Below are 26,475 nucleotides of genomic sequence, written 5' to 3'. Positions count from 1 at the left end.
CCTCTGTTTTGCGGCTATGCCGGGTCCGTTCCCAATGAACTAACCCCGCTGCCGCGGACTGCTTCCGGGCCCCCGCTGAAGGCGGCGACCAATTTTTCAAGGACCGGCGAGAAGCCGCCGTCGGACGGGACGATCGCCGCGGAGGACGGCAGTTCCGACGTTCGGTGACAGGCCGTTGCATGTCCGATGCCATCCGGCACGAGCTGCGGCATTTCACTGCGGCAGCGGTCGATCACGTAGGGGCAGCGGGTGTGGAAGCGGCAACCCGGCGGCGGGCTGAGTGCGCTGGGGATCTCTCCCTGCAGCACAATTCGGCTGCGCTTTGCCCGCGGTTTAGGCATGGGGATCGCGGACAGCAGCGCACGGCTGTAGGGATGGCGGGGTGCCGCGAACAGGGCGTCCGCCTCGGCAGTCTCGACGATCTGGCCGAGATTCATCACGGCGACATGGTCGGCGATGTGCTTGACCACGGCGAGGTCATGCGAGACGAAGATATAGGCCAGCCCAAGCCGGTCCTGAAGCTCGCGCAGCAGGTTCAGGATCTGCGAGCGGATCGAGACGTCCAGCGCCGAGACCGGCTCATCGCAGATGATCAGTTTTGGTTCGACCGCGAGCGCGCGGGCAATGGCGATGCGCTGGCGTTGGCCGCCGGAGAATTCGTGCGGATAACGCCGCTCGAGCCGTGGCTCGAGGCCGACCAGCCGCAAGATTTCCGCGACGCGCTCGCGCCGTTGCGCCGGCGGTACCAGATCGTGCAGCGCCAGCGGCTCGGTGAGAATCTGGCCGACCGTCATGCGCGGATTGAGCGAGGCGTAGGGGTCCTGGAAAATGATCTGTGCTTCGCGGCGGAAGGCGCGGAGCGCCGCGGCGTCCAGCGAGAGCAGGTCACGGCCGGCGAAACGCACCGTGCCTGCATCCGGCTCGATCAGCCGCAGCACCAGGCGACTGACGGTGGATTTGCCGCAACCGGATTCGCCGACCAGGGCCAGCGTCTTGCCGGCGTCGAGAGAGAAGCTGACGCCATCGACCGCTTTGACATGCCCCAGTGCCCGGCCGAACAGCGAGCGCCCGGCGACAAAATGCTTGACCAGGCCTTCGACCTCGAGAAGCGCCATCACGACACCAGAAGTTCGAGCGGTGCGCGGATGCAGCGCGAGAGGTGGCCGGGGCTGACCTCGACCAGCGGTGGCGGCACCTCCGTGCAGGCGTCCAGCACGAAGGGGCAGCGCGCGGCGAAACGGCAGCCGGCGGGTGGCTGCGCCATGTTCGGCACCATGCCTTCGATCGTGGCCAGCTGCTCGGCGCGGTGGTCGAGCCGCGGGATCGAGCCCAGCAGGCCGACGGTGTAGGGATGCTGCGGCATCGCGAACAGCTCGTCGACCGGCGCGCGCTCGACGATCTCGCCGGCATACATCACCGCGACCTCGTCGCAGACTTCGGCGACAACACCGAGATCGTGGGTGATCAGGATGATGGCGGCGCCGCTCGCCGCCTTCAGTTCGCGCATCAGCTCCAAGATCTGCGCCTGCAGGGTGACGTCGAGCGCGGTGGTCGGCTCGTCCGCGATCAGCAGCCGCGGGTCGCAGGCCAGCGCCATCGCGATCATCACGCGCTGGCGCATGCCGCCGGAGAGCTTGTGCGGATATTCGTCGATCCGCCGCTCCGGCGAGGGGATGTGGACGCGGCGCAAGAGCTCGATGGCCCGCTCGCGCGCGCTGCGCCGTGAGCCGCCGCGGTGGCGCAGAATGGTCTCGATGATCTGGTCGCCGATGGTGAAGCTCGGGTTGAGCGACGTCATCGGCTCCTGAAAAATCATCGCGAGCCGGTTGCCGCGGAGATCGCGCAGCGTCTGGTCAGGAGTCTTCAGCAGGTCGAAGCCGTCGAAGCGGATTGCGCCCGAGATCTCCGCGCTTTGCTTCGGCAGCAAACCCATGATCGCCAGCGACGTCACGCTCTTGCCGCAACCGGATTCGCCGACGAGGCCGAGCGTCGCGCCATTGGCGACGCTGAGATCGACGCTGTCGACGGCGTGGGTCACGCGGCCGTCGTCGCCGTGGAAGCGGATGCGCAGATCCTTGATCTCGATGAGAGGACTTGCGCTCATGATTGCCTTGCTCGGCTCGCAGCAATGCTGGCGTCGATGACGCTGCGATCGGTGTTGCCTGCCGGGTTCTGCCGCGTCGGCATGGAAGAGCGGAAATGCACCCAGAGTTCCTGACTGACGCGCTCCAGCCGTTCGAGTTCGCCCAGCGGATCGGGATGATCGTCGGCGCGAATGTCCAGCGCCGGCCATTCCTCCTCGCCGTGGATCAGGAGCGCAGCGGATTGCTTGCCGCGCTTGTCGCCGCCGGCGGCCTCGCCCGCGCGCATGGCGGCGAGCAGGCGGCGCGGGAAGGGCAGGCTGTCATTGGCGATATAGGTCTTCGCGGTCTCGTCGAGCACGTCGGCGCCGGCCAGCATGTTGCCGGCAATGGAGAAGCCGCTGCCGGCGATGTGTCCGCACCAGTCGACGCAGTCGCGCCCGGTATGCGCGGCGATCGCGCCGCTGGCGTCCATGATGTGGATCTGGCGGCTCTCGCGGCCGTCGTCGGTCGCGAGCTGGGTGGCGAGAACGTCATGCGCGTTCAGGCCCTCGCGCAGCAGCTTGACGCCGTCGATGCCATAATAGGGATTGACGAAGGCCTGGGTCGCGATGGCGCCGAGACCGGCCGCGATGTAGGGCACGCGCGCGCCGACAGCGAAGAAGCGGGTCGCTACCGCGATGCCAAACTGGCCGGTGGCAGGGTCTCGCGCGATGATCGACCAGGTCATGTGCTGCCTTCAGCGCCCTGCGGCGTAGCCCTGCATGCCGCGCGGGTTGGCGGCGGCGCGGCGGCGCACCCCGACGCGCGAGGCCGCGGTGAGGCGACCTTCCGACCAGTCGGGGCCGACCTCGACAATGTGTCCGCGCTCGCGAAGGTTCTCGATCGTCGCCTTCGGCACGCGGTTCTCGACCACGAGCACGCCGGGGCGCGCGGTGCGCGGCCAGAACGAGATCGGGAAATGCTCGGAGTGCCAGGCCGGCGCATCGATCGCTTCCTGGAGATTGAGGTTGCAATGGACGTGCCGTAGGAAGAACTGCGTGATCCACTGATCCTGCTGGTCGCCGCCGGGCGAGCCCCAGGCCAGATACGGCTCGCCGTCGCGTAGCGCCATGGTCGGCGACAGCGTCGTGCGCGGCCGCTTGCCCGGCGCAAGCGCTGCGGGATGGTCTTCCTCCAGCCAGAACATCTGCGCGCGGCTGCCGAGGCAGAAGCCGAGCTCCGGAATAATCGGTGAGGATTGCAGCCAGCCGCCCGATGGCGTCGAGGACACCATGTTGCCGGCCTTGTCGATGATGTCGAAATGCACGGTGTCGCCGCGCACTTCGCCGAAACGCCCGACTGTCGGCTCGCCCGCGCCAAGCGCGCCGACCGCCTCGCGCTGCCCCTCGGCGCGGCGCAGCTTGACCACGCCGCCAAAACCTTCGACCGAACCGGGGAGGAAGTCGAGCGATGCCTTCTCTGAGATCAGTTTGCGGCGTTCGTCGTTATAGGCATCCGACAGCAGCGTCGCGATCGGGATCTCGCTGAACTTGGGATCGCCGTAGAATTTTTCGCGGTCGGCGAAGGCCAGCTTGGCGCATTCGATCTGGAGGTGGATGAATTCCGGCCCGGTCGGATCGAGCCCGTCGAGCGCAAAGCCCTTGAGCAGCGCGAGCTGCTGGAGCGTCACCGGACCCTGGCTCCAGACGCCGGCTTTGCAGACCGTGTAGCGCCCGTAGTCGTAGGTGAGCGGTGCCTCGATCGTCGGCTGCCAACGCGCCATGTCGTCGGCCGAGAGCACGCCGCGATGCGGCGAGCCGCTGACATCCATCACCTCCTGGGTGCGGCAGAACTTGTCGATGGCTTCCGCAACGAAACCTTGCGACCAGGCCTTTCGCGCGCGCTCGATCTCGGCGTCGCGGTCACCGCCGCCGCTCTCGGCTTCGCTGAGAATGCGGGCGTAGGTCGCAGCCAGCGTCTTGTTGGTGAAGAGCGTGCCGGGCCTCGGCACTTCGCCATTGGGCAGATAGACCGCGGCCGAGGTCGGCCAATGCTTGCGGAACAGTTGCTCGACGGTCTGGATCGTGGCGCAGGCGCGCTCGACCAGCGGATAGCCGTCGCGCGCGTAGGAGATGGCTGGCTCCAGCACGTCGCGCACGCGCATCGTGCCGTAGTCGCGCAGCAGCATCATCCAGGATTCGAACGTGCCGGGGACGCAGGCCGCGAGCAGGCCGGTGCCGGGCACCATGTCGAGGCCTTCGCTCTTGTAGTGGGCGATGGTGGCGCGCGCCGGCGCCGGGCCCTGGCCGCAGATCACCTCGGTGCGTGCGCGTTTGACGTCATGCACGATGATGGGCACGTCTCCGCCCGGGCCGTTCAAATGCGGCTCGACGACCTGGAGCGTGAACGCTGTGGCGACGCCGGCGTCGAAGGCATTGCCGCCCTTTTCCAGGATGGCCATGCCGACCGCGGTCGCGATCCAGTGTGTGGTGGCGACGACCCCGAATGTGCCCTCGATCTCGGGGCGCGTCGTGAAGGGATCGGGATTGACGTTGCTGGCCATGGGATTTCGCTACCTTATTTGTCGCGCGCGCAATTGATCACAGGCGATGCCGTGCCGCCAATGCGTGGACCGCATGGCACGCGCGCGTCACGCCGGGACCGGCGCGGTGTTCACCGCATGGCAGGCGACGCCGGCGATCAGTTCCGGGGCTTCCTTGCGGCAGAGATCGAACGCCAGCGGGCAGCGCGGATTGAAGGCGCAGCCGGGCGGCGGATTGATCGGATTCGGGATCTCGCCCTTCACCGGAATACGCTGGCGGCCCGACATTGCGAGATCGGGCACGGCGCCCAGCAGCATCTTGGTGTAGGGCATGCGCGGTCTGGCGAACAGCTCGCGTCCCTCCGCGATCTCGACGATGCGGCCGAGATACATCACGCCGACGCGGCTCGCCATGTGGCGGACCACGGCGAGGTTGTGGCTGATGAACATGTAGGTCAGGCCGAACTTGTCCTGGAGGTCGCGCATCAGGTTCAGGATCTGCGCCTGCACGGAGACATCGAGCGCCGAGGTCGGCTCGTCGCAGACGATGAACTCCGCATCGGAGGCGAGCGCTCGCGCGATCGCGATGCGCTGGCGCTGGCCGCCGGAGAATTCGTGTGGAAATTTCAACCGGTCGTCGGGATGCAGCCCGACAAGGCTGAGCAATTCGCCGACGCGCGCCTGGATATCGCGCTCGCCCTGGATCAGGTCGAAAGCGCGGATCGGCTCGGAGATGATGGCATCGACCCGGAAGCGCGGGTTCAGGCTCGCATAGGGGTCCTGGAAGATCATCTGGATGCGGCGGCGCAGTTTTCGCCGCGCCTGCGCCTGCCGTGGATCGGTCATCGAGATGCCGTCGATCAGCACGTTGCCGGAACTCGGCGGCAGCAGGCCGACCACCATTCGCGCCACCGTGGTCTTGCCCGAGCCGGACTCGCCGACCAGAGCAAAGGTCTCGCCCTTCCTGATGTCGAAGCTAACGTGATCGACAGCCTTGAGATATTCGAGATGCCCGCCTTCGAGCACGCGGTTGAGCCAGGGTTTTGAGACGTCGAAGACGCGGCGCAGATTTGTGGCCTGGACGAAAGGCGTGCTCATGCCGCGCTCTCCGCAGGCACGGTGTCGTAGAGATGGCAGGCAACGGATTGTGTGCCGCGCGATAGTGGCTCCGGCCGTTCAACCCGGCAGCGATCGAAGGCGAAGGCGCAGCGCGGATTGAACGAGCAGCCACGCGGGATCGCCGATAGGCGCGGCATGGAGCCGGGGATCTGCACCAGGCGCTTGTCGTCCCCGGCAAGCGTCGGAATCGCGCCCATCAGGCCCTTGGCGTAAGGGTGCAGCGGATTCCTGACGACGTCCTGTACCGGGCCGATCTCGGCGACGCGGCCGGCATACATCACCGCGACGCGGTCGGAGGTCTCCGCGATCACGCCCATGTCGTGGGTCACCAGCATCACGGCGGTGCCGTGATCGCGCCCGAGCCGCTTGATCAGGGAGATGATCTGCGCCTGCACGGAGACATCGAGCGCGGTGGTCGGCTCGTCCGCGATGATCAGTTCGGGCTCGGCGCAGATCGCCAGCGCAATCACAACGCGCTGGCGCATGCCGCCGGAGAATTCGTGGGGATAGCCGTCGATGCGCTTTTCCGGCGCGGGAATACCGACCTCGGCGAGCAGGTCGATGGCGCGGCGGCGGGCGGCCGCCTCGGACAGGTTCAGGTGGGTTTTGATCGTCTCGATGATCTGGTCGCCGACGCGGTACAGCGGATTGAGCGAGGTGAGGGGATCCTGGAAGATCATGCCGATCCGTTTTCCCCGGATGCGGCGTATCTGCTCGGCGGGCAAATTGTCGATGCGCTGGCCGGCGAGACGAATCTCACCGCCGGCGATGCGGCCGGGCGGATCGATCAGGCCGATCACCGCCAGGCCGGTGACGGACTTGCCGGCGCCGGATTCGCCGACCACGCCGAGCACCTCGCCCTTGGCGATGTCGAAGGAGACGCCGTCGATCGCGCGCAGCGTGCCGCGGCGGGAGGCGAACTCGACCTGAAGATTGCGCACGGAGAGAACGGGTTCGGTCATGGGCGAGGCGATTTCATCGAAGCTTTGCTCATCGAGTCTTGCTCATCGAAGTTTCGGGTTGAGCGCGTCGCGCAGCCAGTCGCCGAGCAGGTTGATCGACAGGATCAGCGCGGCGAGCGCAAGCCCGGGGAAGGCGACGATCCACCATTCGCCCGCGAACAGATAGTTGTTGCCGATGCGGATCAGCGTCCCGAGCGACGGCATGGTGTCGGGCAGGCCGACACCGAGGAAGGACAGGGTCGCCTCGGTGATGATGGCAAGCGCGAGGTTGATGGTGGCAATGACCAGGATCGGTCCCATCGTGTTGGGCAGCACGTGCCGCAGCATGATTTTTGGTGCGGGCAGGCCGATCAGCTGCGCTGCGGCCACGTAGTCCTTGTTCTTCTCGACCATCACGGAACCGCGCACGGTCCGGGCATATCCGACCCAGAAACTAAGCCCGATCGAGATGACCAGCACCACCAGCATGCTGTTGGCATCCAGCCGGTTGCCGAGGATCGATTTCGCGATGCCGTTGACCAGCAGCGCGATCAGAATGGCGGGGAAAGTGAGCTGCACGTCGGCGATCCGCATGATCACGCCGTCGACCGCGCCCCCGAAATAGCCGGCGGTCAGGCCGAGCGCGATTCCGAGCGCGCCGGCGAAGACCACGCCGGCGACACCGACGGCGAGCGAGATGCGCAAGCCATACAGGATGGCGGAGAACACGTCGCGGCCCTGCTCGTCGGTGCCGAGCAGGAACGGGCTCTGGCCGTCGGCGGTCCAGAGCGGTGAGATCCGCGAGTTCATCAATTGCAGCTGCGCCGGATCGAACGGGTTCTGCACCGCGAGCGCGGATGCAAAGATCGCGAGCAGGAAGAACAGCACGGTAATGGCCGCCGCCACCATGGTCAGCTTGGAGCGGCGGAACGAATAGAAGATGTCGCTGTCGAGCGCGCGGCTGAGCCAGCTCCGGGCGGCATGCGTCGGCAGCGTGCTCGGCTTGTCGGAATTTGAGGCGACTACGTCGGACATGAAGGCTGCCTCATGCGGCGCGGCCGATGGTCGAGCGCAGGCGCGGATCGACCACGGTGTAGAGGATGTCGACCACCAGATTGATGGTGACGAAAATCAGAGAGACCATCAGCAGGTAGGCGGCCATAATCGGGATATCGACGTTTTGCACGGCCTGCACGAACAGAAGTCCCATGCCGGGCCATTGGAATACGGTTTCGGTGATGATCGAAAATGCAATAACCGAGCCAAACTGCAGTCCGGCCACCGTGATGACGGGAATGAGCGTGTTCTTCAGCGCGTGGCCGAAATGGATGGCACGGGTGGTCAGCCCGCGGGCGCGAGCGAAGCGAATATAGTCGGTTCGAAGCACTTCCAGCATTTCGGCGCGCACCAGCCGCATGATCAGGGTCATCTGGAACAGGCCGAGCGTGATCGAGGGCATGATCAGCGCCTTCAGGCCCGACAGCGTGAGCAGCCCCGTCGTCCACCAGCCGAGCTTGACCACCTCGCCGCGACCGAACGAGGGCAACCAGCCCAATGTCACCGCGAACAGATAGATCAGGAGAATGCCGATCAGGAAAGTCGGCAACGAGATGCCGATCAGCGAAACCGCCTGGAATAATTTGGCGAGCACGGTGTCGCGTTTGAGCGCCGAATAGACGCCCATCAGGATGCCGAACACCATTGCGAATACGGTCGCGCAGATCGCCAGTTCCAGCGTCGCGGGCATGCGCTCCATCAACAGCGTAGAGACCGGCTGGCGGAACTGATAGGAGACGCCGAATTTGAACTGCGCGGCGTTGCCGAAATAGCGGACGAACTGCACCGGCACGGGATCATCGAGGCCGAGCGATTTGCGCACGGCTTCGCGTTCGGCCGCCGACGTATCGATCGAGACGATCTGGTTGACCGGGTCGCCGGCGAAGCGGAACATCGAGAACGCGATGATGCCGACGGCGAACATGACGCCGATGGCCTGAAGGGCGCGGCGAAGAGTGAAAGCGAGCATGCCTTCCACTATCCTTGGGTGTGCGTTTGGCTGACGTCTTTGTCAGCCGGAAAAGGAAAGGTCCCGGAAGCCTGACGCTGCCGGGACCTCGTGTTCAACTGTCGCTATTCCTTCTTGGTCGCCCAGTGGAACATGACCAGATTGTCGGCGCGCTGCGGCAGGTTGACCTTCTTTGATACGCCCCAAGCCAGCGCCTGCTGGTGCAGCGGGATGTAGGACCAGTCCTTGTTGCCGATTTCGTAGGCCTGCTTGATCAGCTGGTTGCGCTCGGCGGTGTCGGTTTCGACCAGCACCTTGTCGGTGATGGCGTCGAACTCCTTGTTGCAGTAACCGCCGAGATTGGCTTCGCCGCGCGAGGATTTGGCATCGTCGCGGCAGCCCATGATGTCAAAGAGCACGTTGTGGGAATCCATCGTGCTCGGCGTCCAGCCCAGCATGTAGAACGAGGTCTGGTAGCCGCCTTGCTTCAACACCTTGGCGAAGTATTGCGCCTTGGGCTGCGCCAGCAGATTGATCTTGACGCCGATGCGGGCGAGCATGCCGACGACGGCCTGGCAGATCGCGGCGTCGTTGACGTAGCGATCGTTCGGGCAATCCATGGTGACCTCGAAGCCGTCGGGGTAGCCGGCCTCGGTCAGGAGCTTCTTGGCGCCTTCAGGGTCGAATTTCGGCCGGGTGAACTCCTTGGACAGCAGGAACAATTCCGGAGCGATCATCAACGCCGACGGCGTCGACAGCCCGCGCATCACGCGCGTCTTGATCAGCTCGATGTCGATCGCCTTGTAGAAGGCCTCGCGGACGCGGATGTCCTTGAATGGGTTCTTGCCCTTGATGCTGGAGTAGAGCAACTCGTCGCGGACTTGATCGAAGCCGATGAAGATGGTGCGCAGCTCCGCCCCCTTCAGCACCTGGGCGTTCGGGCTCGAATCGACGCGGGAGATGTCCTGGATCGGCACCGGCTCAATGACGTCGACTTCGCCCGACAGCAGCGCGGCGACGCGGGTGGCGTCGGAGGCGATCGGGGTGAAGATGATCTCCTTCAGGTTACCTTCGACCTTGCCCCAGTAATTGGGGTTGGCCTTGAACACCGTCTTCACGCCGGGCTGGTGGCTCTCGATGACGAAGGGACCGGTGCCGTTCTCGTGGAGCGAGGCGTAGCTCGGCGTGGTCGCCGCCACCGGCGTCGGGTCGACGACGTTGTTCTCCTCGGCCCATTTCTTGTCCATGATGTACCAGACATCCCACGCGTTATGCAGGATGGGATTGGGCGAGGGCAGGACGAAATCGACGGTGTAGTCGTCGACCTTGATCACCTTGACGTCCGGAGCAAGGCGGGTCTGCATGTTGGACCCCTTCTTGCGGACGCGATCGGCCGAGAACAGCACGTCGTCGGCGGTGAAGGGATCGCCGTTGTGGAATTTCACGCCTTTGCGCAAATGGAAGCGCCAGCGGGTCGGCTCCGGGGTTTCCCAGCTTTCCGCCAGCGCCGGAATGATCTTGAGGTCCTTGTCGCGCGCGGTGAGGCCTTGATAGACGTGACCGAGATGGGCGTGGGTGGTGCTCTCGTTGAGCGTATAGGGATCGAGCGACTTCAGGTCACCCTGGTTGGCATAACGTAGCGTCTGGCTCGACGCCGGCGAGACCGCCAACGCAAGCGTACCGGCGAGCGTCGCCGCAAACAGAGTTCGACCGACTGACATTCTTGACCCTCTCCACTCTGCCGCGCCGTGATTTTTGATTGTTCGGCGGGCGTCCCAATCCATGTTGCCCAGAGTTCACGACCCGTGCAAGCGCCATTCCAGCAAGGAACGCGCCAAGTTGCGCCGCTGTGCAGCAATGCTGGCCGACAATCTGGCGGCGAGGGGTTCGCGGGCGATATTCGACTTTCGATCGGTGAAGTCCCCGGCCGCGGGGCCCTCGTGCCCCGCCGGGCGCCGAGGAAGCGGGCTCATGGCGGGCGCGATTTCATTGACCATATCCGCCGATCGCGGAAGCAAGGCCGGCCGCCAGCCTCAGGTCGCTTGCGTTGCACACCGTCTCGCGGCGATACTGCGACAGGCCGCTCGAATCTCATCTGGAGGGGACATGAAAGTTAACATCGAAATTGACTGCACCCCCCTTGAAGCCCGCCAGTTCTTCGGACTACCCGACGTGATGCCGATGCAGACCGCCGTGATGGACAAGTTGCAACAGCAGATGATGTCCAACATCGACAAGGTCTCGCCGGAATCGCTGATCCAGAGCTGGTTCACCTTCGATCCCAAGATCGCCGAGCGGTTTCAGGACATGTTCGTCACCATGGCCGGTCTCGGCAGCCCGCGCAGCAGCGACAAGAAGAAATAAATGTCGCCCGGGCCGGACGAGCCGCAGGGGTCGGGCCGGCTTCGTCCGCCGAGCCTCGGCCTGCTGCTGGCCGAAGCCCGTGGACTTTTCGAATTCAACGCCAGCGTAATGCTGTCGCCGCTCCTGATGCGCGCGCCCAGGGGCGACGGCCATCCGGTGCTGGCACTGCCGGGCTTTCTTGCCAGCGATCTCTCGATGGCACCGATGCGGCGCTATCTCAGCGAGCTCGGCTATGAGGCGCATGCCTGGCGGATGGGGCGCAATCTCGGTGGGCTGGAACGGATGAGGGAAGCCCTGCGCGCGCGCCTTGCCGAAATCCACGCCACGAGCGGACGCAAGGTCAGCCTGGTCGGTTGGAGTCTCGGCGGCGTCTATGCCCGCGATCTCGCGCTCCAGGCGCCCGAGATGGTCCGCTACGTCGTCACGCTCGGCAGCCCGTTTGCCGACGACGTGCGGGCGACCAACGCCACGCGGCTGTACGAAGCGCTGACCGGCGAGCGTGTCGAGGATTTCGCCGAACTGCGCGAGGCGATCGCCGGCGATCTGCCGGTGCCGGCGACGTCGATCTATTCGCGCGCCGACGGTATCGTGAACTGGCGAACCTGTTTGTTGCGTCCCTCCGACCGCGCCGAGAACATCGAGGTGCACCTGGCGAGCCATATCGGGCTCGGCGTGAACCCCGCGGCGCTGTGGGCCGTGGCGGACCGCCTGGCCCAACCGGAGGGGGAGTTCTGGCCGTTCGACCGGGCAGGGCCGTTTGCCATTGCATATGCCCCGCCGGAACGGGCAGTATCGGCCTGACGAGAAGCGCCGGCAAAGGCGCCCGTCAAAACGAGCGGAGGGAACTATGGCTGACGGTAAGAAGCTGTCGTCGCTGGACGCATCATTTCTCTATCTGGAAACGCCGGAGATGCCGATGCATGTCGGCAGCATGGCGATCTTTCGCCTGCCTGACGACTACAAGGGCGACTTCTTCGAAGACTTCAAGGCGATGATCGTCTCGCGCTTGCACATCGCGCCGATCCTGAAGGCGCGGCTGGAGAAGGCGCCGCTCGATATCGATCATCCCTCCTGGGTCGAGGACGACCAGTTCGACATCGACCGCCACATCTTCCGCGCCAGCCTGCCGCAGCCGCGCGACCGCGCCACGCTCGAACGCATCGTCGGCTGGATGCACGCCAAGCTCTTGAACCGCGCCCGGCCGCTCTGGGAGTTCTACGTGTTCGAGGGCATGAAGGACAACGAGGTCGGGCTCTATTCCAAGATGCACCACGCCGCCATCGACGGCGGCGCCGGGGCGGCGCTGACCAACATGATCTACGATATCTCGCCCACCCCCCGGAAGGTCGATCCGCCGACGGCGGGCAGCAAGCCCGGACAGGAGCCGCGCGACATCGCCGCCAACCTGCTCGATTCCTATCAGCAGCTCTTCACCCAGCCGCTCGATGCCTCGGCCGCCGCGAAGAACCTGCAACTGCCGCGCACGGGCAAGAGCGACATCGGCTCGATCCTGTTCGACAATGCGATGTACCAGATCGAGAGTGCGGTGCGCTTCGCCGGCAACATCCCGACCATGGTCAAGAGCGTCTCCGACGTGCTCGGCAAGATCTCCGATCCGAAATCCCGGGAAAGCCTCGCCAGCATGGTGTCGCCGCCGACCATGCTGAACAAGACGATTTCCTCGGAACGCAGCTTTGCCGGCGTCTCGATCTCGCTGTCGCGTTCGAAGGCGCTCGCCAAGCAGGCCGGCGGCAAGCTCAACGACGTGGTGCTGGCGCTCGCCTCCGGCGTGGTCCGGCGCTACCTCCAGCAATATGGCACGTTGCCGGCGAAATCGCTGACCGCCGCCGTGCCGATCTCGCTGCGCGAGGAAGGCAACACCGAGGCCAACAACCAGGTGTTCGGCATGATCTGCTCGATCGCGACCAATATCGACGATCCCAAGGCGCGGCTGGAGGCGATCATCGCGCAGTCGACCAAGTCCAAGGAGATGTCGCATCCGTTGCGGGCCCTGATGCCGCAGATTTCCAACATCTCGATGCTGGGTGCGCCGATGATGGTGCAGGTTTTGGCGCTGCTCTACAGCCGCTCGAACCTGTCGGATGTGCTGCCGCCGGCGGCCAACATCACGGTGTCCAACGTGCCGGGGCCGCGGCAGACGCTCTATGCCGCCGGCGCGGAGCTGTTGCACATCTTCCCGGTGTCGATCTCGACGCATGGGCAGGCGCTCAACATCACCGTGCAGAGCTATCGCGACCAGCTCGACTTCGGCTTCATCGTCGGCGCCAACATCATTCCGCACGTGCAGGTGATGTGCGACATGCTGCCGGAGGAGTTCGCCGCGCTGGAGGCGGCCTACGCGCCGCCGGCGGCCGACGTCAAGGGCGCCGCAGAGTAGGAATATTGCGATGATTGAGATGCCACCGCTCAAGTTCGTGCAGACGAACGGAATCCGCATGGGCTACTACGAGGCGGGCCCGGTCAGCGACAAGCCGCCGATGGTGCTGTGCCACGGTTGGCCGGAACTCGCCTTCTCCTGGCGTCACCAGATCAAGGCGCTGAGCGAGGCCGGCATCCGGGTGATCGCGCCGGACCAGCGCGGCTATGGCGCGACCGACCGGCCCGAGCCGGTCGAGGCCTACGACATCGAACATCTGACCGACGACCTCGTTGGGCTCCTCGATCATCTCCAGATCGACAAGGCCATCTTCGTCGGTCACGACTGGGGCGGCTTCATCGTCTGGCAGATGCCGCTGCGGCACATCGACCGGGTTGCGGGGGTGGTCGGCATCAACACGCCTCATACCAACCGTGCCTGGGCCGATCCGATCGAGCTTCTGCGCGCTCGCTTCGGCGACAAGATGTACATCGTGCAGTTCCAGGATCCGGCGCGCGAACCCGACCGGATCTTCGGCAATCGCGTCGAGCAGACATTCGATGCGTTCATGCGCAAGCCGGCGCCACGCCCGCCCGATGCGCCGGCAGAGGAAGTGATTGCCGGCGTGGGCGCCTCGCCGCGGGTCAATCTGGCGTTTCCGCAGATGATTGCGGCTTACGACGCGAAGCACGATCCGCGCACGCCGATCCTGTCGCCGGAAGAGAAAAAGGTGTTCGTCGACAATTTCACCAGAACGGGCTTCACCGGCGGCATCAACTGGTACCGCAACATGTCGCGCAACTGGACGCGCGCCGAAGGGCTCGATCATACGGTGCGCGTGCCGTCGCTGATGATCATGGCCGAGAACGACGCGGTGTTGCCGCCGTCTTCCGCCGACGGCATGGACAAGCTGATTCCCGATCTCGAAAAATATCTGGTCCGCGACAGCGGCCATTGGACGCAGCAGGAGAAGCCGGAAGAGGTCAGCGCCAAGCTGATCGAATGGCGTAGAAGGCGGTTTGGCTAGCGCTCGTCGTTGCGAGGAGCGAAGCGACGAAGCAATCCAGACTGCCTCCGCGGATATATTCTGGATTGCTTCGCTTCGCTCGCAATGACGACATTGAGGCAGGGGGACTACATTTCGATGTCATCCAAGAACCGTCTGGACCCGATTCCGCAGCCGCCGACCAAGCCGGTGGTCGGCAACATGCTGTCGCTGGATTCGGCCGCGCCGGTGCAGCACCTGACCCGGCTTGCCAAGGAGCTCGGGCCGATCTTCTGGCTCGACATGATGGGCTCGCCGATCGTCGTCGTCTCCGGCCACGATCTCGTCGACGAGCTCTCCGACGAGAAGCGCTTCGACAAGACGGTGCGCGGTGCGTTGCGCCGCGTGCGCGCGGTCGGCGGCGACGGCCTTTTCACGGCCGACACCCGCGAGCCGAACTGGAGCAAGGCACACAACATCCTGCTGCAGCCGTTCGGCAATCGCGCCATGCAGTCCTATCACCCGAGCATGGTCGATATCGCCGAGCAGCTCGTCAACAAATGGGAACGGCTCAACGCCGACGACGAGATCGACGTCGTCCATGACATGACCGCGCTGACGCTGGACACGATCGGCCTGTGCGGCTTCGAGTACCGCTTCAATTCCTTCTATCGGCGCGACTATCATCCCTTCGTCGAGTCGCTGGTGCGCTCGCTCGAAACCATCATGATGACGCGCGGCCTGCCGTTCGAGCAGCTCTGGATGCAGAAGCGCCGGAAGACGCTCGCCGAAGACGTCGCCTTCATGAACAAGATGGTCGACGAGATCATCGCCGAGCGCCGCAAGAGCGCCGAAGGGATCGACGACAAGAAGGACATGCTCGCCGCGATGATGACCGGCGTCGACCGTTCGACCGGCGAGCAGCTTGACGACATCAACATCCGCTACCAGATCAACACGTTCCTGATCGCGGGGCACGAGACCACCAGCGGCCTGCTGTCCTACACGCTCTACGCCCTGCTCAAGCACCCGGACATTCTCAAGAAGGCCTACGACGAGGTCGACCGCGTTTTCGGCCCCGACGTCAATGCCAAGCCGACCTACCAGCAGGTGACGCAGCTCACCTACATCACGCAGATCCTCAAGGAAGCTCTGCGGCTGTGGCCGCCGGCGCCGGCCTATGGCATCTCGCCGCTGAACGACGAGACCATCGGCGGCGGCCAGTACAGGCTCAGGAAGGGCACCTTCATCACCATCCTGGTGACGGCGCTGCATCGCGATCCCTCGGTCTGGGGCCCGAATCCAGACGCCTTCGATCCCGAGAATTTCAGCCGCGAGGCGGAGGCCAAGCGGCCGATCAATGCCTGGAAGCCGTTCGGCAACGGCCAGCGCGCCTGCATCGGACGCGGCTTCGCCATGCACGAGGCCGCGCTCGCGCTCGGCATGATCCTCCAGCGCTTCAAGCTGATCGATCACCAGCGCTATCAGATGCATCTGAAGGAAACGCTGACGATGAAGCCGGAAGGCTTCAAGATCAAGGTACGTCCGCGCGCCGATCGCGAGCGCGGCGCTTATGGCGGGCCCATCGCGGCTGCGGTTTCAGCGCCGAGAGCACCGCGTCAGCCGACGGCGCGGCCCGGCCACAACACGCCGATGCTGGTGCTTTACGGCTCCAATCTCGGCACGGCCGAGGAGCTGGCGACGCGCATGGCCGATCTTGCCGAGATCAACGGCTTTGCCGTGCATCTCGGGCCGCTCGACGATTACGTCGGCAAGCTGCCGCAGGAGGGCGGCGTGCTGATCATCTGCGCCTCCTATAACGGTGCGCCGCCTGACAACGCGACGCAGTTCGTCAAATGGCTCGGCGACGATCTGCCGATGGATGCCTTTGCCAATGTGCGCTACGCCGTGTTCGGCTGCGGCAACAGCGATTGGGCGGCAACCTATCAATCGGTGCCGCGCTTCATCGACGAGCAATTGTCGAAGCATGGTGCGCGCGCAGTCTATCCGCGCGGCGAAGGCGATGCGCGCAGCGATCTCGACGGCCAGTTCCAGAAATGGTTCCCTGCGGCCGCGCAGGTTGCCACCAAGGAATTCGGCATCGACTGGAATTTCACCCGCACCGCGGAGGACGATCCGCTCTATGCGATCGAGCCTGTCGCAGTAACCGCCGTCAACACCATCGTGGCCCAGGGCGGTGCTGTCGCGATGAAGGTGCTGGTCAATGACGAGCTTCAGAACAAGTCCGGCGCCAATCCGTCCGAGCGTTCGACGCGCCATATCGAGGTGCAGCTGCCGTCCAACATCACCTACCGCGTCGGCGATCATCTGAGTGTGGTCCCGCGCAATGATCCGACGCTGGTGGATTCGGTTGCCCGTCGCTTCGGCTTCCTGCCGGCGGACCAGATCAGGCTTCAGGTCGCCGAAGGCCGCCGCGCGCAGCTGCCGGTCGGCAATGCCGTCTCGGTCGGACGCCTGCTCAGCGAGTTCGTCGAGCTGCAGCAGGTGGCGACACGGAAGCAGATCCAGATCATGGCCGAGCACACCCGCTGCCCGGTCACCAAGCCTAAGCTGCTGGCCTTCGTTGGCGAGGAGGCCGAGCCGCTCGAGCGTTATCGCACCGAGATTCTGGCCAGGCGCAAATCGGTGTTCGACATGTTGCTCGAATATCCGGCCTGCGAACTGCCGTTCCACGCTTATCTGGAAATGCTCTCGCTGCTGGCGCCGCGTTATTACTCGATCTCGTCGTCGCCGTCGGTCGACCCGGCGCGATGCAGCGTCACGGTCGGCGTGGTCGAAGGGCCGGCCGCCTCCGGGCGCGGTGTCTACAAAGGCATCTGCTCGAATTATCTCTCCAACCGGCGTGCGGGCGATGCGATCTATGCCACCGTGCGCGAGACCAAGGCCGGCTTCCGGCTCCCCGATGAGTCATCCGTGCCGATCATCATGATCGGCCCGGGCACCGGACTGGCGCCGTTCCGCGGCTTCCTCCAGGAGCGCGCTGCGCGCAAGGCGAAGGGCGCCGCGCTCGGTCCGGCCATGCTGTTCTTCGGCTGCCGCCATCCCGACCAGGATTTTCTCTACGCGGAGGAGCTGAAGGGGCTGGCGGCAAGCGGCATCACCGAGCTCTTCACGGCATTCTCGCGTGCAGATGGACCGAAGACCTATGTGCAGCACATGCTTGCCGCGCAGAAGGACAGGGTCTGGCTGCTGATCGAGCAGGGCGCGATCATTTATGTCTGCGGCGATGGCGGCAAGATGGAGCCCGACGTGAAGGCCGCGCTCGTTGCGATCCATCGCGAGAAGAGCGGCAGCGATGCCGCCACGGCTCTGCGCTGGATCGAGGAGATGGGCGCGAAGAACCGCTATGTGCTGGACGTCTGGGCGGGAGGGTGATTGTTCGTCCGATCGTGCTAAAGCTCTCCCATGATTCCCTGGGAAAAGATCGACACCGCCAAAATCCCCGGCTCCGACGAAGAGCTCCGCCTGATGCGGCGCGGCAAGGAGTTCTCCATCAAGCTCGGCACCAACGAGCTGATGAACAATCGCCTGTCGGGCTCTGAGGCCGCGCTCGCAACTCTCGCGGCAAAGCAGATCGAGACGGTCGCAAAACCCGTTGTCCTCATCGGAGGCCTCGGGATGGGCTTTACGCTGCGCGCGGCGCTGACTGTGCTCGGGAGCAAGGCGAAGATCGTGGTCTCCGAGCTCGTGCCGGCGGTGGTCGCCTGGGCGCGCGGCCCGATGGCCGAGGTCTTTGGCGACAGTCTCGATGATGTCAGGGTGAAGATCCGGGAGACTGACGTCGGCGGGATCATCCGCGCGCAGCGGTCGGCCTTCGACGCCATTCTGCTCGACGTCGACAACGGGCCGGAGGGGCTGACCCGGAAGGGCAATAACGCACTCTACAATGCGAGCGGGTTGAAAGCGGCGAAGGTGGCGCTGCGGCCGGGCGGCGTGCTCGCCGTCTGGTCGTCGGGACCCAACCCGGCCTTCACCAAGCGCCTCGGCAGCGCCGGCTTCGATGTGAACGAAGTCAACGTTCGCGCCACCGGACGAGGCGGCGGCGCGCGCCATGTGATCTGGATCGCGAGGAGGAGCTAGGCGGCGATTTGTAGCCCGGATGGAGCGAAGCGAAATCCGGGGCGGTCGATCCGCAAAGAGTGGTCCCGGATTACGCTGCGCTTCATCCGGGCTACGGCTCTAGAACATCGTATTGTTGTTCGCCGGATTTTCCGGGATGTCCTGAACAACGTCCCAGTGTTCGACGATCTTGCCGTTTTCCAGCTTGAAGATATCCACGATCGCGCGGCCCCTGCTGCCGGGCTCGCGAACGGAGTGGACGTGCAGGATGACAAAGTCGCCGTCGACGAATGAGCGCTTGACCTCGCTGTGCGAGCTCGGGAACTTTTCGCGCAGGAAGCCGATGAACTTGCGAAAACCGTCCGGACCATCGGGCGCGTTCGGATTGTGCTGGACATAACGGTTGCCGACATAGGCGAGGGCGGCGTCGGCGTCCTTTTGGTTAAGGCCCTTCTCGTAGAAGGCCAGTACGGCGGCGCGGTTGGCTTCTTCCTGCGCGCTGGCGGCCAGCGCAGCGCCGTTGCCGAGGGACAGCATGAGAATGGAAGCCGCAATCATTGCGACGGACCGGACGATGAGATGCATGTGAGCTCCGAGAGGCCGCAGCCTCTGTCTTGCGATTGAGGAAGGCCTGTATAGCTTTCGCCCCGGCTCGCGTTAAGAGAGTAACCGGAAGCTCACATGGTCACCGCGAGGAGACCGGTCGCGTCTACGCCGCCTGCGCCGCCGCCCCATGAGCGTGTTTGTCGATGGCGCGGATGATGTCGGGCCAGAAGCGCATCGGCAGCGCATGGCCCATGCCGTCGATCATCAATAGCTTTGCGCCGGGAATCGACTCTGCGGTGTCCTTGCCGCCTTCGGGCCGCACCAGCGGATCGACGGTGCCGTGAATGACCAGCGTCGGTGTTTTCACGCCACGCAGCCGCTCCTTGCGGCTGCCGGAGGCGAGTACGGCGCGGAGCTGCCGGCCGACGCCGGCCGGATTGAGGCCGCGTGCGAAGACGCGCTCGGCACGATCGGGGTCGAGCGCTTCCTCTTCCGGAAAGGACCCGGCGCGCAGCACCTTCCAGGTCTCGCCGAAGCGGACGATGAACTCCTCCTTGCTGCGTGGCGGCGGCGCCATCAGCATCGCGGAGGCCTCGCGTGTCGGCGGCGGCACACGCGGATTGCCTGTCGTCGACATGATCGAGGTCAGCGAGCGCACGCGCTCTGGAAACGACAGCGTCACCTCCTGCGCGATCATGCCGCCCATCGAGGCGCCAACCAGATGCGCCGACTTGATGCCGAGCGCATCCATCAGGCCGACCGTGTCCTTCGCCATGTCGATCAGCTTGTAGGTCGCGGCCACGGGAATCCTGAGAAAGCGCAGCTTCAACAGCTCGAGTGGCGTCAGGCGTTTACCGCCCGTCAGATGGCTCGACTTGCCGATGTCGCGATTGTCGAAGCGGATCACGCGAAACCCATGCACGGCGAGCTGCTCGCAGAACGCATCGTCCCAGTGGATCATCTGCGCCCCGAGCCCCATGATCAGCAGCAGCGGCTCGGCATTGTCGTTGCCAAAGATCTCGTAGCAGATGTCGATGCCGTTGGCGCGGATGGTCTGGGGCGGCTGATGGGTGGTCACGGGCGCGTTCCCTCCTGCTGATCGATGCTGTATCGCACGATTTGCCGCCGCAAAGAAGCCGTGTGCGCCGCACCGCGCGACCTGCCGGTTGACCGCTCCCTCGCAACGGTGTGGTATGGCGAAAAAAGAAGGGCATCGCAGCTCTCGATATCAGGAGGACGCCGATGACCGACAAGACCAATGACCCGGTCGCCATGTGGCAGAAGATGGTTGGTGAGATGGAGAAGGGGTTCAACTCCTTCGCCAACCAGGCCATGTCGTCGCCCGAGTTTTCACAGGCGATGAACCGCGCGGGAGGAGTTGCTGCAGGTGCTCAGAAGCAACTCGGCGAGCTCATGGAAAAATATCTGGTCTCCATGAACCTGCCCAGCCGCGATCAGGTCACTGGCCTTGCCGAAAGGTTGCAAGCCATCGAAGGCCAGATCGGTGAGATCAAGTGGATGCTGAGCCAGATGGCGGCACGTTCCGGCGTATCTCAGGGCTCCGATACGGCATTGCGACCGCCGCGCACCAAGCGCCCGCCGTCCGAGGGCGGAGAGCAGACATGAATGCAGCCACCGGACTAGATTTCGCATCGCTCCCTGATCGCATCCAGTCCGAGGTGCAGCGCGCCATCCAGCGCAGCATCAAGGGCGTCGAATATTTTTCGACTTCGGGCCCTTCGCTCGGCTCGACGCCGAAGGACGTGCTGCATTCGCGCGGCACCATGAGCCTCTATCACTACCGGCCGATGTCCGACGAGATCTACCGCGTACCGGTCTTGATCGTGATGGCGACCACCAATCGTGGCTACATCCTCGATCTCGTGCCTGGTCAGAGCTTCATCGAGTTCCTGCTCAAGCGCGGCTACGACGTCTACATGCTGGACTGGAGCGCGCCGCGGCCGGAGGAGAAGAGCCTGCGCATGGAGGACTATGTCCTCGACTTCATCCCGGATTGCGTCCGCCGCGTGCAGGCCGATTCCGGCGAGCAGGACGTCTCCGTGATCGGCTATTGCTTCGGCGGCGTGCTGTCCCTGCTCTATGGCTCGATCCACAAGGACGGGCCGATGAAGAACCTGATCTGCTTCACCACGCCGATCGACTTTCGCGAGATGAAGCTGTTCTCGAATTTCTCCGACCGGCGTTATTTCGACGTCGACCGCCTCGTCGACAGCGTCGGCAACGTGCCGCCGGAGATGATCCTGTCCTCGTTCGAGATGCTGCGCCCGGCCTCGCGCACGGTGAGCCAGATCCAGCTCTGGGAAAACATCTGGAACGACGAGTTCGTGAAATCGTACCGGATGTTCGACCGCTGGGCGACCGACACGCTGCCGCTGGCGGGCGAATATTTCCGCACCATCACCAAGGACCTGATGTGGGACAACAAGCTGTTCAACGACACCATGTCGGTCGGCGGCCGCTCGGCGAAGCTCGAAGACATCAAGGTGCCGTTCCTGCACGCGGTCGCGGAGCACGATCACATCGTGCCGTATGAGGCCGCAAAACACCTGATCGCCAAGATCGGGTCCGAGGACAAGGAAGAGGTGATGCTGAAGGGCGGTCACGTCTCGCTGGTCGCCGGCGCCAATGCGGTGAAGCGGCTGTGGCCGAAACTGGATACCTGGCTGGGGAAGAGATCGACATGAGTGAGCAGCGTTCCTATCCGCGTCAGGTCAAGACCGACGCTGGCGATATCGAGATCCGCCTGATGTCGCCTGCGGACGAGGCCGCGATGCTGGCCTTCGGCAAGGGCCTGCCGACCCATGATCTGTTGTTCCTGCCGCGCAACATCAGCGAGCCGAAGGTGCTCTCGGCCTGGGTCAAGGAGATCGAGCGCGGCGCGATTACCAGCCTGCTCGCGGTCAGGGACGCCAAGGTCGTCGGCTGCGGCACGCTGGTGCGCGATCCGCATTCCTGGTCGCCCCATGTCGGCGAGATCCGGATGGTTGTTTCCCTCGACGTGCGCGGGAAGGGGGTCGGGCGGGCGCTCTCGCAGGAGACCTTTGCGCTCGCGCTCGGCGCCGGCCTGGAAAAGCTTTCGGTCCAGATGACGGTCGACCAGCAGGCGGCGATCGCCCTGTTCGAGAGCCTCGGCTTCAAGGCCGAGGCGCTGCTGCGGGACCATGTCCGGGACGTCGACGGCAAGACCCACGACATTGTCGTGCTCGGCCACAACATCGCACAGGTCCAGGCCCAGATGGAGGCCTATGGCTTGCCGGGAGCCGTCCAGCATTAGGGCGGCCGTCTCGCCTTCCGGGAACCCAACTGGCTAGGGAGGCGCCAAATTGCCTCCCATTAAGGCTGTTCACGATTTCGTGATATCGCAGTGCAATACGAATATTGCATCGCACCATTAATTATGTCATATAAGCCGTGCCCCGGGCCAATGAGGACGGGGTGAGCCCATAGCTCAACCCAATGAGGATGGAGAGAACCCCATGACCACCGAAACCAACACTGCCTTCGAGGGCTTCAAGGACGCTTTCAAGAACATCCAGAACCTGGAAGTTCCCGAGGCCGCCCGCGAGTTCGTCAAGAAGTCCGCCAACACCGCCAAGGACCGTGCTGCCGAGGTGTTCGCTGGCTCCGAGCGCGTGACCGCCGCCGTCGAGAACGCGGTGACCGAGTCCGTCACCGAGGCCGGCAAGATCAGCCGCAACATCCAGCAGGCGATCTACGAGGACGCCGAGGCGTTCTTCGCGGGCATCGACAAGCTCGCGTCCGCCAAGTCGATCAGCGAAGCCGTCGAGATCCAGTCGAGCCTGCTCCGCGCCCGCGGCGAAGTTTTCGTCTCGCGCGCCAAGGCGACCGCCGACTATGTCGGCAAGCTCGCTGCCAACGGTGCGAAGTCCGCTCAGGACAACTTTGCCAAGGTCTACACCAAGACCGCTTGATACGGCACCCTGAGTACAAACTGAAATTTGAGGCCCGCTTCGGCGGGCCTTTGTTTTTTGCGCTGCCGTCATTGCGAGCGAAGCGAAGCAATCCAGTCCGTCTCCGTGGAAAGACTCTGGATTGCTTCGCTTCGCTCGCAATGACGAGTAGGGTGATGCAGTGATGACCCCGCCCGCTACCTTCTCCTTCGACACCCCCGGTGACGCCGAACGCGCGGCGGAGCTTCGCCGCGTCAAAGCACTGGCGACGCTGGTGCTGGCCTCGACGCTTGCCCTGTTCGTCGTTGCGAAATGGCTTCTGCCAGTGCATCCCGTGTTCGGCTTCATCGCGGCCTTCGCAGAAGCCGCGACCATCGGCGGGCTCGCCGACTGGTACGCGGTGGTCGCGCTGTTCAAGCGGCCGCTCGGCCTGCCGATCCCGCACACCGCGATCATCCAGAGCAATCAGGCCCGCATCGCCGACAAGCTCGGCGAGTTCATCCAGGTGCATTTCCTCGAGGCCCGCCCCGTCGAGGCCAAGCTGAGGGAGATCGATTTCGGCTCCTTCGTCGCCGACTGGCTGCGCGACCGCAAGCGCAGCGATGATCTCGCGCGTTTCGCGCTGCGCCTGCTGCCGGAGGCCGTCTCCGCGACGGAAAGCTCGGGTCTGATGACCTTCATCATTCGCCGCATGTCCTCGCAGCTCCAGGCGATCGACCTTGCGCCGCTCGCGGCCGGCACGCTGCGCGGCTTCGTCGCGGAAGGGCGGCATCAGATCCTGTTCGATGATCTCCTGCGCGTGATGCACGAGACGCTGAACCAGACCGAGACGATGGCGATGATCCGCGAGAAGGTGCGCGCGGAGTTGCCGACCCTGCTCAGGCTCTATCGCGCCGACAAGTTTCTGGTGAACAAGATCGTGGCGTCCGCCACGGCTTTTTTCAACGAGGTGCGCAGCGATCCCAAACATCCGTTTCGCGGCGAGTTCGATCGCATGGTGCTGGGCTTCGTCGATCGGCTCGGCACCGATCAGGCCTATATCGATCGTATCGACGGATTGAAGCGCGATCTGCTCGCCCGGCCCGAGCTTGCCGATCTCGCCCGGACCGTCTGGACCAACATGCGCTCCTTCATCGAGCGCAGCGCAAGCGGCGAGACGCAGGTACTGCAGCATCATCTCGCCGGCATGTTCGTCGCCGCGGGTGAGGTGCTCGCCGGCGATGCCGAGCTCCGCGGCGAGATCAACAAGGGCCTGGTGGCGGTGCTGCGCAGCTTCGTTGCGGATCAGAAGAGCGGCGTCTCGACCTTCATTTCCGACCAGGTCAAGGCGTGGGATATGGCGCAGTTGATTTCGCTGATTGAAATCAACATCGGCCGCGACCTGCAATACATCCGCTTCAACGGTTCGTTGATCGGCGGGCTCGCAGGTCTTGCGCTCTACTCCGTAGAATTCCTGCTTCGATGGTTGTGACTTTTGCGTCACGGACGCTGGCATTCACCTGCGGGCCTATTGTCGCCTTGGGCTTCACCCGCTTGAATGTCTGGAACCGGCCGCCTAGCTGATTCATGCTGCGTTGCGGAACGTTCGAGAAGCCGGACTGTTGGAATTCGTACCCATTTGCCGGCATCGCAACCGGTAGCCTTTTCAGCAATTCTGCCCAGGGGACCATTGATGACCGCTACTGCCCAGACGCTGCGTCCGCCGTCCCGTACCTTGATGTTCCTGGAAGGGCGCGCGATCCACGAGTTCGGCGCATTCCTCGGCGCGCTGCCGCTGCTGAGCCTCGCGCCCCGCGGCGATGGGCATCCGGTGCTGGTGTTCCCGGGCCTCGTGGCCTCCGACGCGTCGACGCGCGCGCTGCGCTCCTTTCTGACCAGCAAGGGCTACGCGGCAAGCGGCTGGCGCCAGGGCCGCAACTACGGCCTGCGCGAGGGCGTGCAGCATGCGATGGTCGATCTCGTGCAGGAGCTCAGCGACAAGCATGGCCGCAGGATCAGTCTGGTCGGCTGGAGCCTCGGCGGCCTCTATGCGCGCCAGCTCGCCAAGATGATGCCGGCGCGCGTGCGCCAGGTGATCACGCTCGGCAGCCCCTTCGCGGGCGATCCCCGTTCGACCAATGCCTGGCGCGTCTATGAATGGGCGAGCGGCCGGAAGTCCGACGAGGTCGATCCGCAGTTCGGCGGCGAGCTCGCCGTCCCGCCGCCGGTGCCGACCACCGCCATCTTCAGCCGCACCGACGGCGTCTGCGCCTGGCAGGGCTGTATGGAGAAGACGGGCGCGCAGACCGAGAGCATCGAGGTCGAGAGCAGCCATTGCGGCATGGGCCATCATCCCGCCGCCGTCTATGCGGTCGCCGACCGCCTCGCGCAGAAGGAAGGCCAGTGGCGGCCGTTCGACCGCAGCGGCTGGCGCAGCATGGTCTATCCCGATCCGCATCGGTAAGCGCGGCCTGCATGGTTCGAGACGCGCGGCTTTGCCGCGCTCCTCACCATGAGGACTGAGAGCTAGTGATGCGGCGCGAAAGCGATCAGACCTCATCCTGAGGAGGCGCGAAGGGCCGTCTCGAAGGATCGAGCCCGGCTCTCGCTTTGATTGTAGCTCCCGTCCATTGTCGCGCCCGCACCAAACGCGCTATGCCTCGCGCATGGCGCATCCATTGTCCCGCATCATCGACCAGCTCAAGCGTGAGCCGTCACGCACGGGCTCCATCGTCATCACCGTGTTTGGCGACGCGATCGTGCCGCGCGGCGGCTCGGTGTGGCTCGGCACGCTGTTGGAGTTCTTCGAGAGTGTGGACATCGATAGCGGCGTGGTGCGCACCGCGATGTCACGCCTTGCTGCCGATGGCTGGCTGACACGCGAAAAGGTTGGCCGGAACAGTTTTTATCGCCTGGCCGATAAAGGAAGTCAGACCTTCGAGGCCGCCACGCGCCACATCTACGATCCGCCATCGTCGGACTGGACCGGGCGTTTCGAGCTGCTCCTGATCGGCAACGGGGAGGATCGCGACGTCTCGCGCGAAGCGCTGCGCAACGCCGGCTTCGGCAGTCCGCTGCCCGGCGTGTGGGTCGCGCCATCAGGTGTGCCGGTGCCGGACGAGGCTGGCGGGGCAATCCGTCTCGAAGTCTCGGCTGAGGATGACAGCGGGCGCCGTCTGCTCAGCGCGAGCTGGCCGCTGGACCGCACCGCAGACGCCTATCTGAAATTCATGAAGACGTTCGAGCCGCTCCGTGCCGCTATCGCGCGCGGTGCGGATCTGTCCGAGGCCGACGCCTTCACCGCGCGCATCCTGCTGATCCACTATTACCGCCGTGTTGTGTTGCGCGATCCGCTGCTGCCCGAGAGCTTGCTGCCGGGCGACTGGCCCGGCAGGGCAGCACGTGAACTCTGCGGCGAGGTCTATCGCGCGCTGCTTGCGCCGTCGGAACAATGGCTTGATAGCCATGGAACCAATGAGAAGGGGCCACTGCCGCCGGCTCGAAAGCTCCTGGAGCGGCGGTTCGAGGCCTGATTTATATGT

General features: G+C 64.6%; 24 protein-coding genes. 13 read left to right on the top strand and 11 right to left on the bottom strand.

The window, feature by feature from the left end:
* Window positions 1-14: 14 nt before the first annotated feature.
* From AB7531_RS32645 to AB7531_RS32605, 9 genes are all read right to left on the bottom strand, one after another.
* Window positions 15-1,115 carry an ABC transporter ATP-binding protein gene (locus AB7531_RS32645; RefSeq protein WP_063984753.1) on the bottom strand — a complete coding sequence of 367 codons (1,101 nt, stop codon included), beginning with the start codon at window positions 1,113-1,115 and terminating at the stop codon, window positions 15-17.
* A complete protein-coding gene (locus AB7531_RS32640) occupies window positions 1,115-2,104 on the bottom strand; it encodes an ABC transporter ATP-binding protein (protein WP_063984752.1) in 990 nt (329 codons plus the stop codon). Before AB7531_RS32640 ends, AB7531_RS32645 begins: the two co-directional genes overlap by 1 nt.
* Window positions 2,101-2,811 (bottom strand): DUF1028 domain-containing protein, encoded by a 711-nt coding sequence (locus tag AB7531_RS32635; protein WP_063984751.1) that lies wholly within the window; start codon window positions 2,809-2,811, stop codon window positions 2,101-2,103. Before AB7531_RS32635 ends, AB7531_RS32640 begins: the two co-directional genes overlap by 4 nt.
* A gap of 9 nt (window positions 2,812-2,820) precedes the next feature.
* Window positions 2,821-4,626, bottom strand: a complete 1,806-nt coding sequence (locus AB7531_RS32630; RefSeq protein WP_063984750.1) for a gamma-glutamyltransferase family protein — start codon at window positions 4,624-4,626, stop codon at window positions 2,821-2,823.
* Window positions 4,627-4,713: 87 nt separating this feature from the next.
* Entirely contained in the window at window positions 4,714-5,703 is a 990-nt protein-coding gene (locus AB7531_RS32625; RefSeq protein WP_085404388.1) for an ABC transporter ATP-binding protein, read from the bottom strand.
* Complete coding sequence (locus tag AB7531_RS32620) at window positions 5,700-6,686, bottom strand: ABC transporter ATP-binding protein (protein ID WP_063984748.1); 987 nt, start codon at window positions 6,684-6,686, stop codon at window positions 5,700-5,702. Before AB7531_RS32620 ends, AB7531_RS32625 begins: the two co-directional genes overlap by 4 nt.
* 42 nt (window positions 6,687-6,728) lie before the next feature.
* Window positions 6,729-7,700 carry an ABC transporter permease gene (locus tag AB7531_RS32615; RefSeq protein WP_063984747.1) on the bottom strand — a complete coding sequence of 324 codons (972 nt, stop codon included), beginning with the start codon at window positions 7,698-7,700 and terminating at the stop codon, window positions 6,729-6,731.
* Between the two features lie 10 nt (window positions 7,701-7,710).
* On the bottom strand, window positions 7,711-8,691 hold the full coding sequence (locus tag AB7531_RS32610; RefSeq protein WP_063984746.1) for an ABC transporter permease: 981 nt from the start codon (window positions 8,689-8,691) through the stop codon (window positions 7,711-7,713).
* 104 nt (window positions 8,692-8,795) lie between these two features.
* Complete coding sequence (locus tag AB7531_RS32605) at window positions 8,796-10,391, bottom strand: ABC transporter substrate-binding protein (protein ID WP_063984745.1); 1,596 nt, start codon at window positions 10,389-10,391, stop codon at window positions 8,796-8,798.
* Window positions 10,392-10,776: 385 nt separating this feature from the next.
* On the opposite strand from AB7531_RS32605, the gene AB7531_RS32600 reads away from it, so the two are divergent.
* The 6 genes from AB7531_RS32600 to AB7531_RS32575 all read left to right on the top strand — a co-directional run bounded on the left by AB7531_RS32600 (window position 10,777) and on the right by AB7531_RS32575 (window position 18,497).
* Window positions 10,777-11,034 carry a DUF6489 family protein gene (locus tag AB7531_RS32600; RefSeq protein WP_063984744.1) on the top strand — a complete coding sequence of 86 codons (258 nt, stop codon included), beginning with the start codon at window positions 10,777-10,779 and terminating at the stop codon, window positions 11,032-11,034.
* Window positions 11,035-11,835, top strand: a complete 801-nt coding sequence (locus AB7531_RS32595; protein ID WP_063984743.1) for an esterase/lipase family protein — start codon at window positions 11,035-11,037, stop codon at window positions 11,833-11,835. It begins immediately after the preceding gene.
* A gap of 46 nt (window positions 11,836-11,881) precedes the next feature.
* Complete coding sequence (locus tag AB7531_RS32590) at window positions 11,882-13,432, top strand: WS/DGAT/MGAT family O-acyltransferase (RefSeq protein WP_028157105.1); 1,551 nt, start codon at window positions 11,882-11,884, stop codon at window positions 13,430-13,432.
* A 10-nt stretch (window positions 13,433-13,442) separates the two neighbouring features.
* Window positions 13,443-14,438, top strand: coding sequence for an alpha/beta fold hydrolase (locus AB7531_RS32585; protein ID WP_063984742.1), 996 nt, complete (start codon window positions 13,443-13,445; stop codon window positions 14,436-14,438).
* 117 nt (window positions 14,439-14,555) lie between these two features.
* On the top strand, window positions 14,556-17,792 hold the full coding sequence (locus AB7531_RS32580) for a bifunctional cytochrome P450/NADPH--P450 reductase (RefSeq protein ID WP_063984741.1): 3,237 nt from the start codon (window positions 14,556-14,558) through the stop codon (window positions 17,790-17,792).
* Between the two features lie 30 nt (window positions 17,793-17,822).
* Window positions 17,823-18,497, top strand: a complete 675-nt coding sequence (locus AB7531_RS32575) for a spermidine synthase (protein ID WP_063984740.1) — start codon at window positions 17,823-17,825, stop codon at window positions 18,495-18,497.
* 99 nt (window positions 18,498-18,596) lie between these two features.
* On the opposite strand, the gene AB7531_RS32570 is transcribed toward AB7531_RS32575, so the two are convergent.
* Both AB7531_RS32570 and AB7531_RS32565 read right to left on the bottom strand, forming a co-directional pair.
* On the bottom strand, window positions 18,597-19,061 hold the full coding sequence (locus AB7531_RS32570) for a nuclear transport factor 2 family protein (protein WP_063984739.1): 465 nt from the start codon (window positions 19,059-19,061) through the stop codon (window positions 18,597-18,599).
* A 124-nt stretch (window positions 19,062-19,185) separates the two neighbouring features.
* Complete coding sequence (locus AB7531_RS32565) at window positions 19,186-20,100, bottom strand: alpha/beta fold hydrolase (RefSeq protein WP_063984738.1); 915 nt, start codon at window positions 20,098-20,100, stop codon at window positions 19,186-19,188.
* A gap of 164 nt (window positions 20,101-20,264) precedes the next feature.
* Here AB7531_RS32565 and AB7531_RS32560 point away from each other — a divergent pair, with 164 nt between their 5' ends.
* The 7 genes from AB7531_RS32560 (at window position 20,265) to paaX (ending at window position 26,466) form a co-directional block, all read left to right on the top strand.
* On the top strand, window positions 20,265-20,648 hold the full coding sequence (locus AB7531_RS32560) for a hypothetical protein (protein WP_063984737.1): 384 nt from the start codon (window positions 20,265-20,267) through the stop codon (window positions 20,646-20,648).
* Complete coding sequence (locus tag AB7531_RS32555; RefSeq protein ID WP_441280223.1) at window positions 20,645-21,727, top strand: PHA/PHB synthase family protein; 1,083 nt, start codon at window positions 20,645-20,647, stop codon at window positions 21,725-21,727. Before AB7531_RS32560 ends, AB7531_RS32555 begins: the two co-directional genes overlap by 4 nt.
* Window positions 21,724-22,317 carry a GNAT family N-acetyltransferase gene (locus tag AB7531_RS32550; RefSeq protein WP_063984735.1) on the top strand — a complete coding sequence of 198 codons (594 nt, stop codon included), beginning with the start codon at window positions 21,724-21,726 and terminating at the stop codon, window positions 22,315-22,317. Before AB7531_RS32555 ends, AB7531_RS32550 begins: the two co-directional genes overlap by 4 nt.
* A gap of 202 nt (window positions 22,318-22,519) precedes the next feature.
* Window positions 22,520-22,975 carry a phasin gene (locus tag AB7531_RS32545; RefSeq protein ID WP_063984734.1) on the top strand — a complete coding sequence of 152 codons (456 nt, stop codon included), beginning with the start codon at window positions 22,520-22,522 and terminating at the stop codon, window positions 22,973-22,975.
* A gap of 163 nt (window positions 22,976-23,138) precedes the next feature.
* The gene (locus AB7531_RS32540; protein WP_063984733.1) at window positions 23,139-24,425 is read left to right on the top strand and encodes a DUF445 domain-containing protein; all 1,287 of its coding nucleotides are present in this window, start codon (window positions 23,139-23,141) and stop codon (window positions 24,423-24,425) included.
* A gap of 201 nt (window positions 24,426-24,626) precedes the next feature.
* On the top strand, window positions 24,627-25,397 hold the full coding sequence (locus AB7531_RS32535; RefSeq protein ID WP_063984732.1) for an esterase/lipase family protein: 771 nt from the start codon (window positions 24,627-24,629) through the stop codon (window positions 25,395-25,397).
* Window positions 25,398-25,599: 202 nt separating this feature from the next.
* Complete coding sequence (paaX, locus tag AB7531_RS32530) at window positions 25,600-26,466, top strand: phenylacetic acid degradation operon negative regulatory protein PaaX (protein ID WP_063986563.1); 867 nt, start codon at window positions 25,600-25,602, stop codon at window positions 26,464-26,466.
* Window positions 26,467-26,475 lie beyond the last annotated feature (9 nt).

It is taken from the genome of Bradyrhizobium sp. 63_E2_N1_3, from assembly GCF_052076005.1.
GTDB classification, from domain to species: Bacteria; Pseudomonadota; Alphaproteobacteria; order Rhizobiales; family Xanthobacteraceae; genus Bradyrhizobium; species Bradyrhizobium barranii.
The sequence above is the reverse complement of the archived record's forward strand: the minus strand, read 5'-3'. Positions and strand labels throughout refer to the sequence as shown.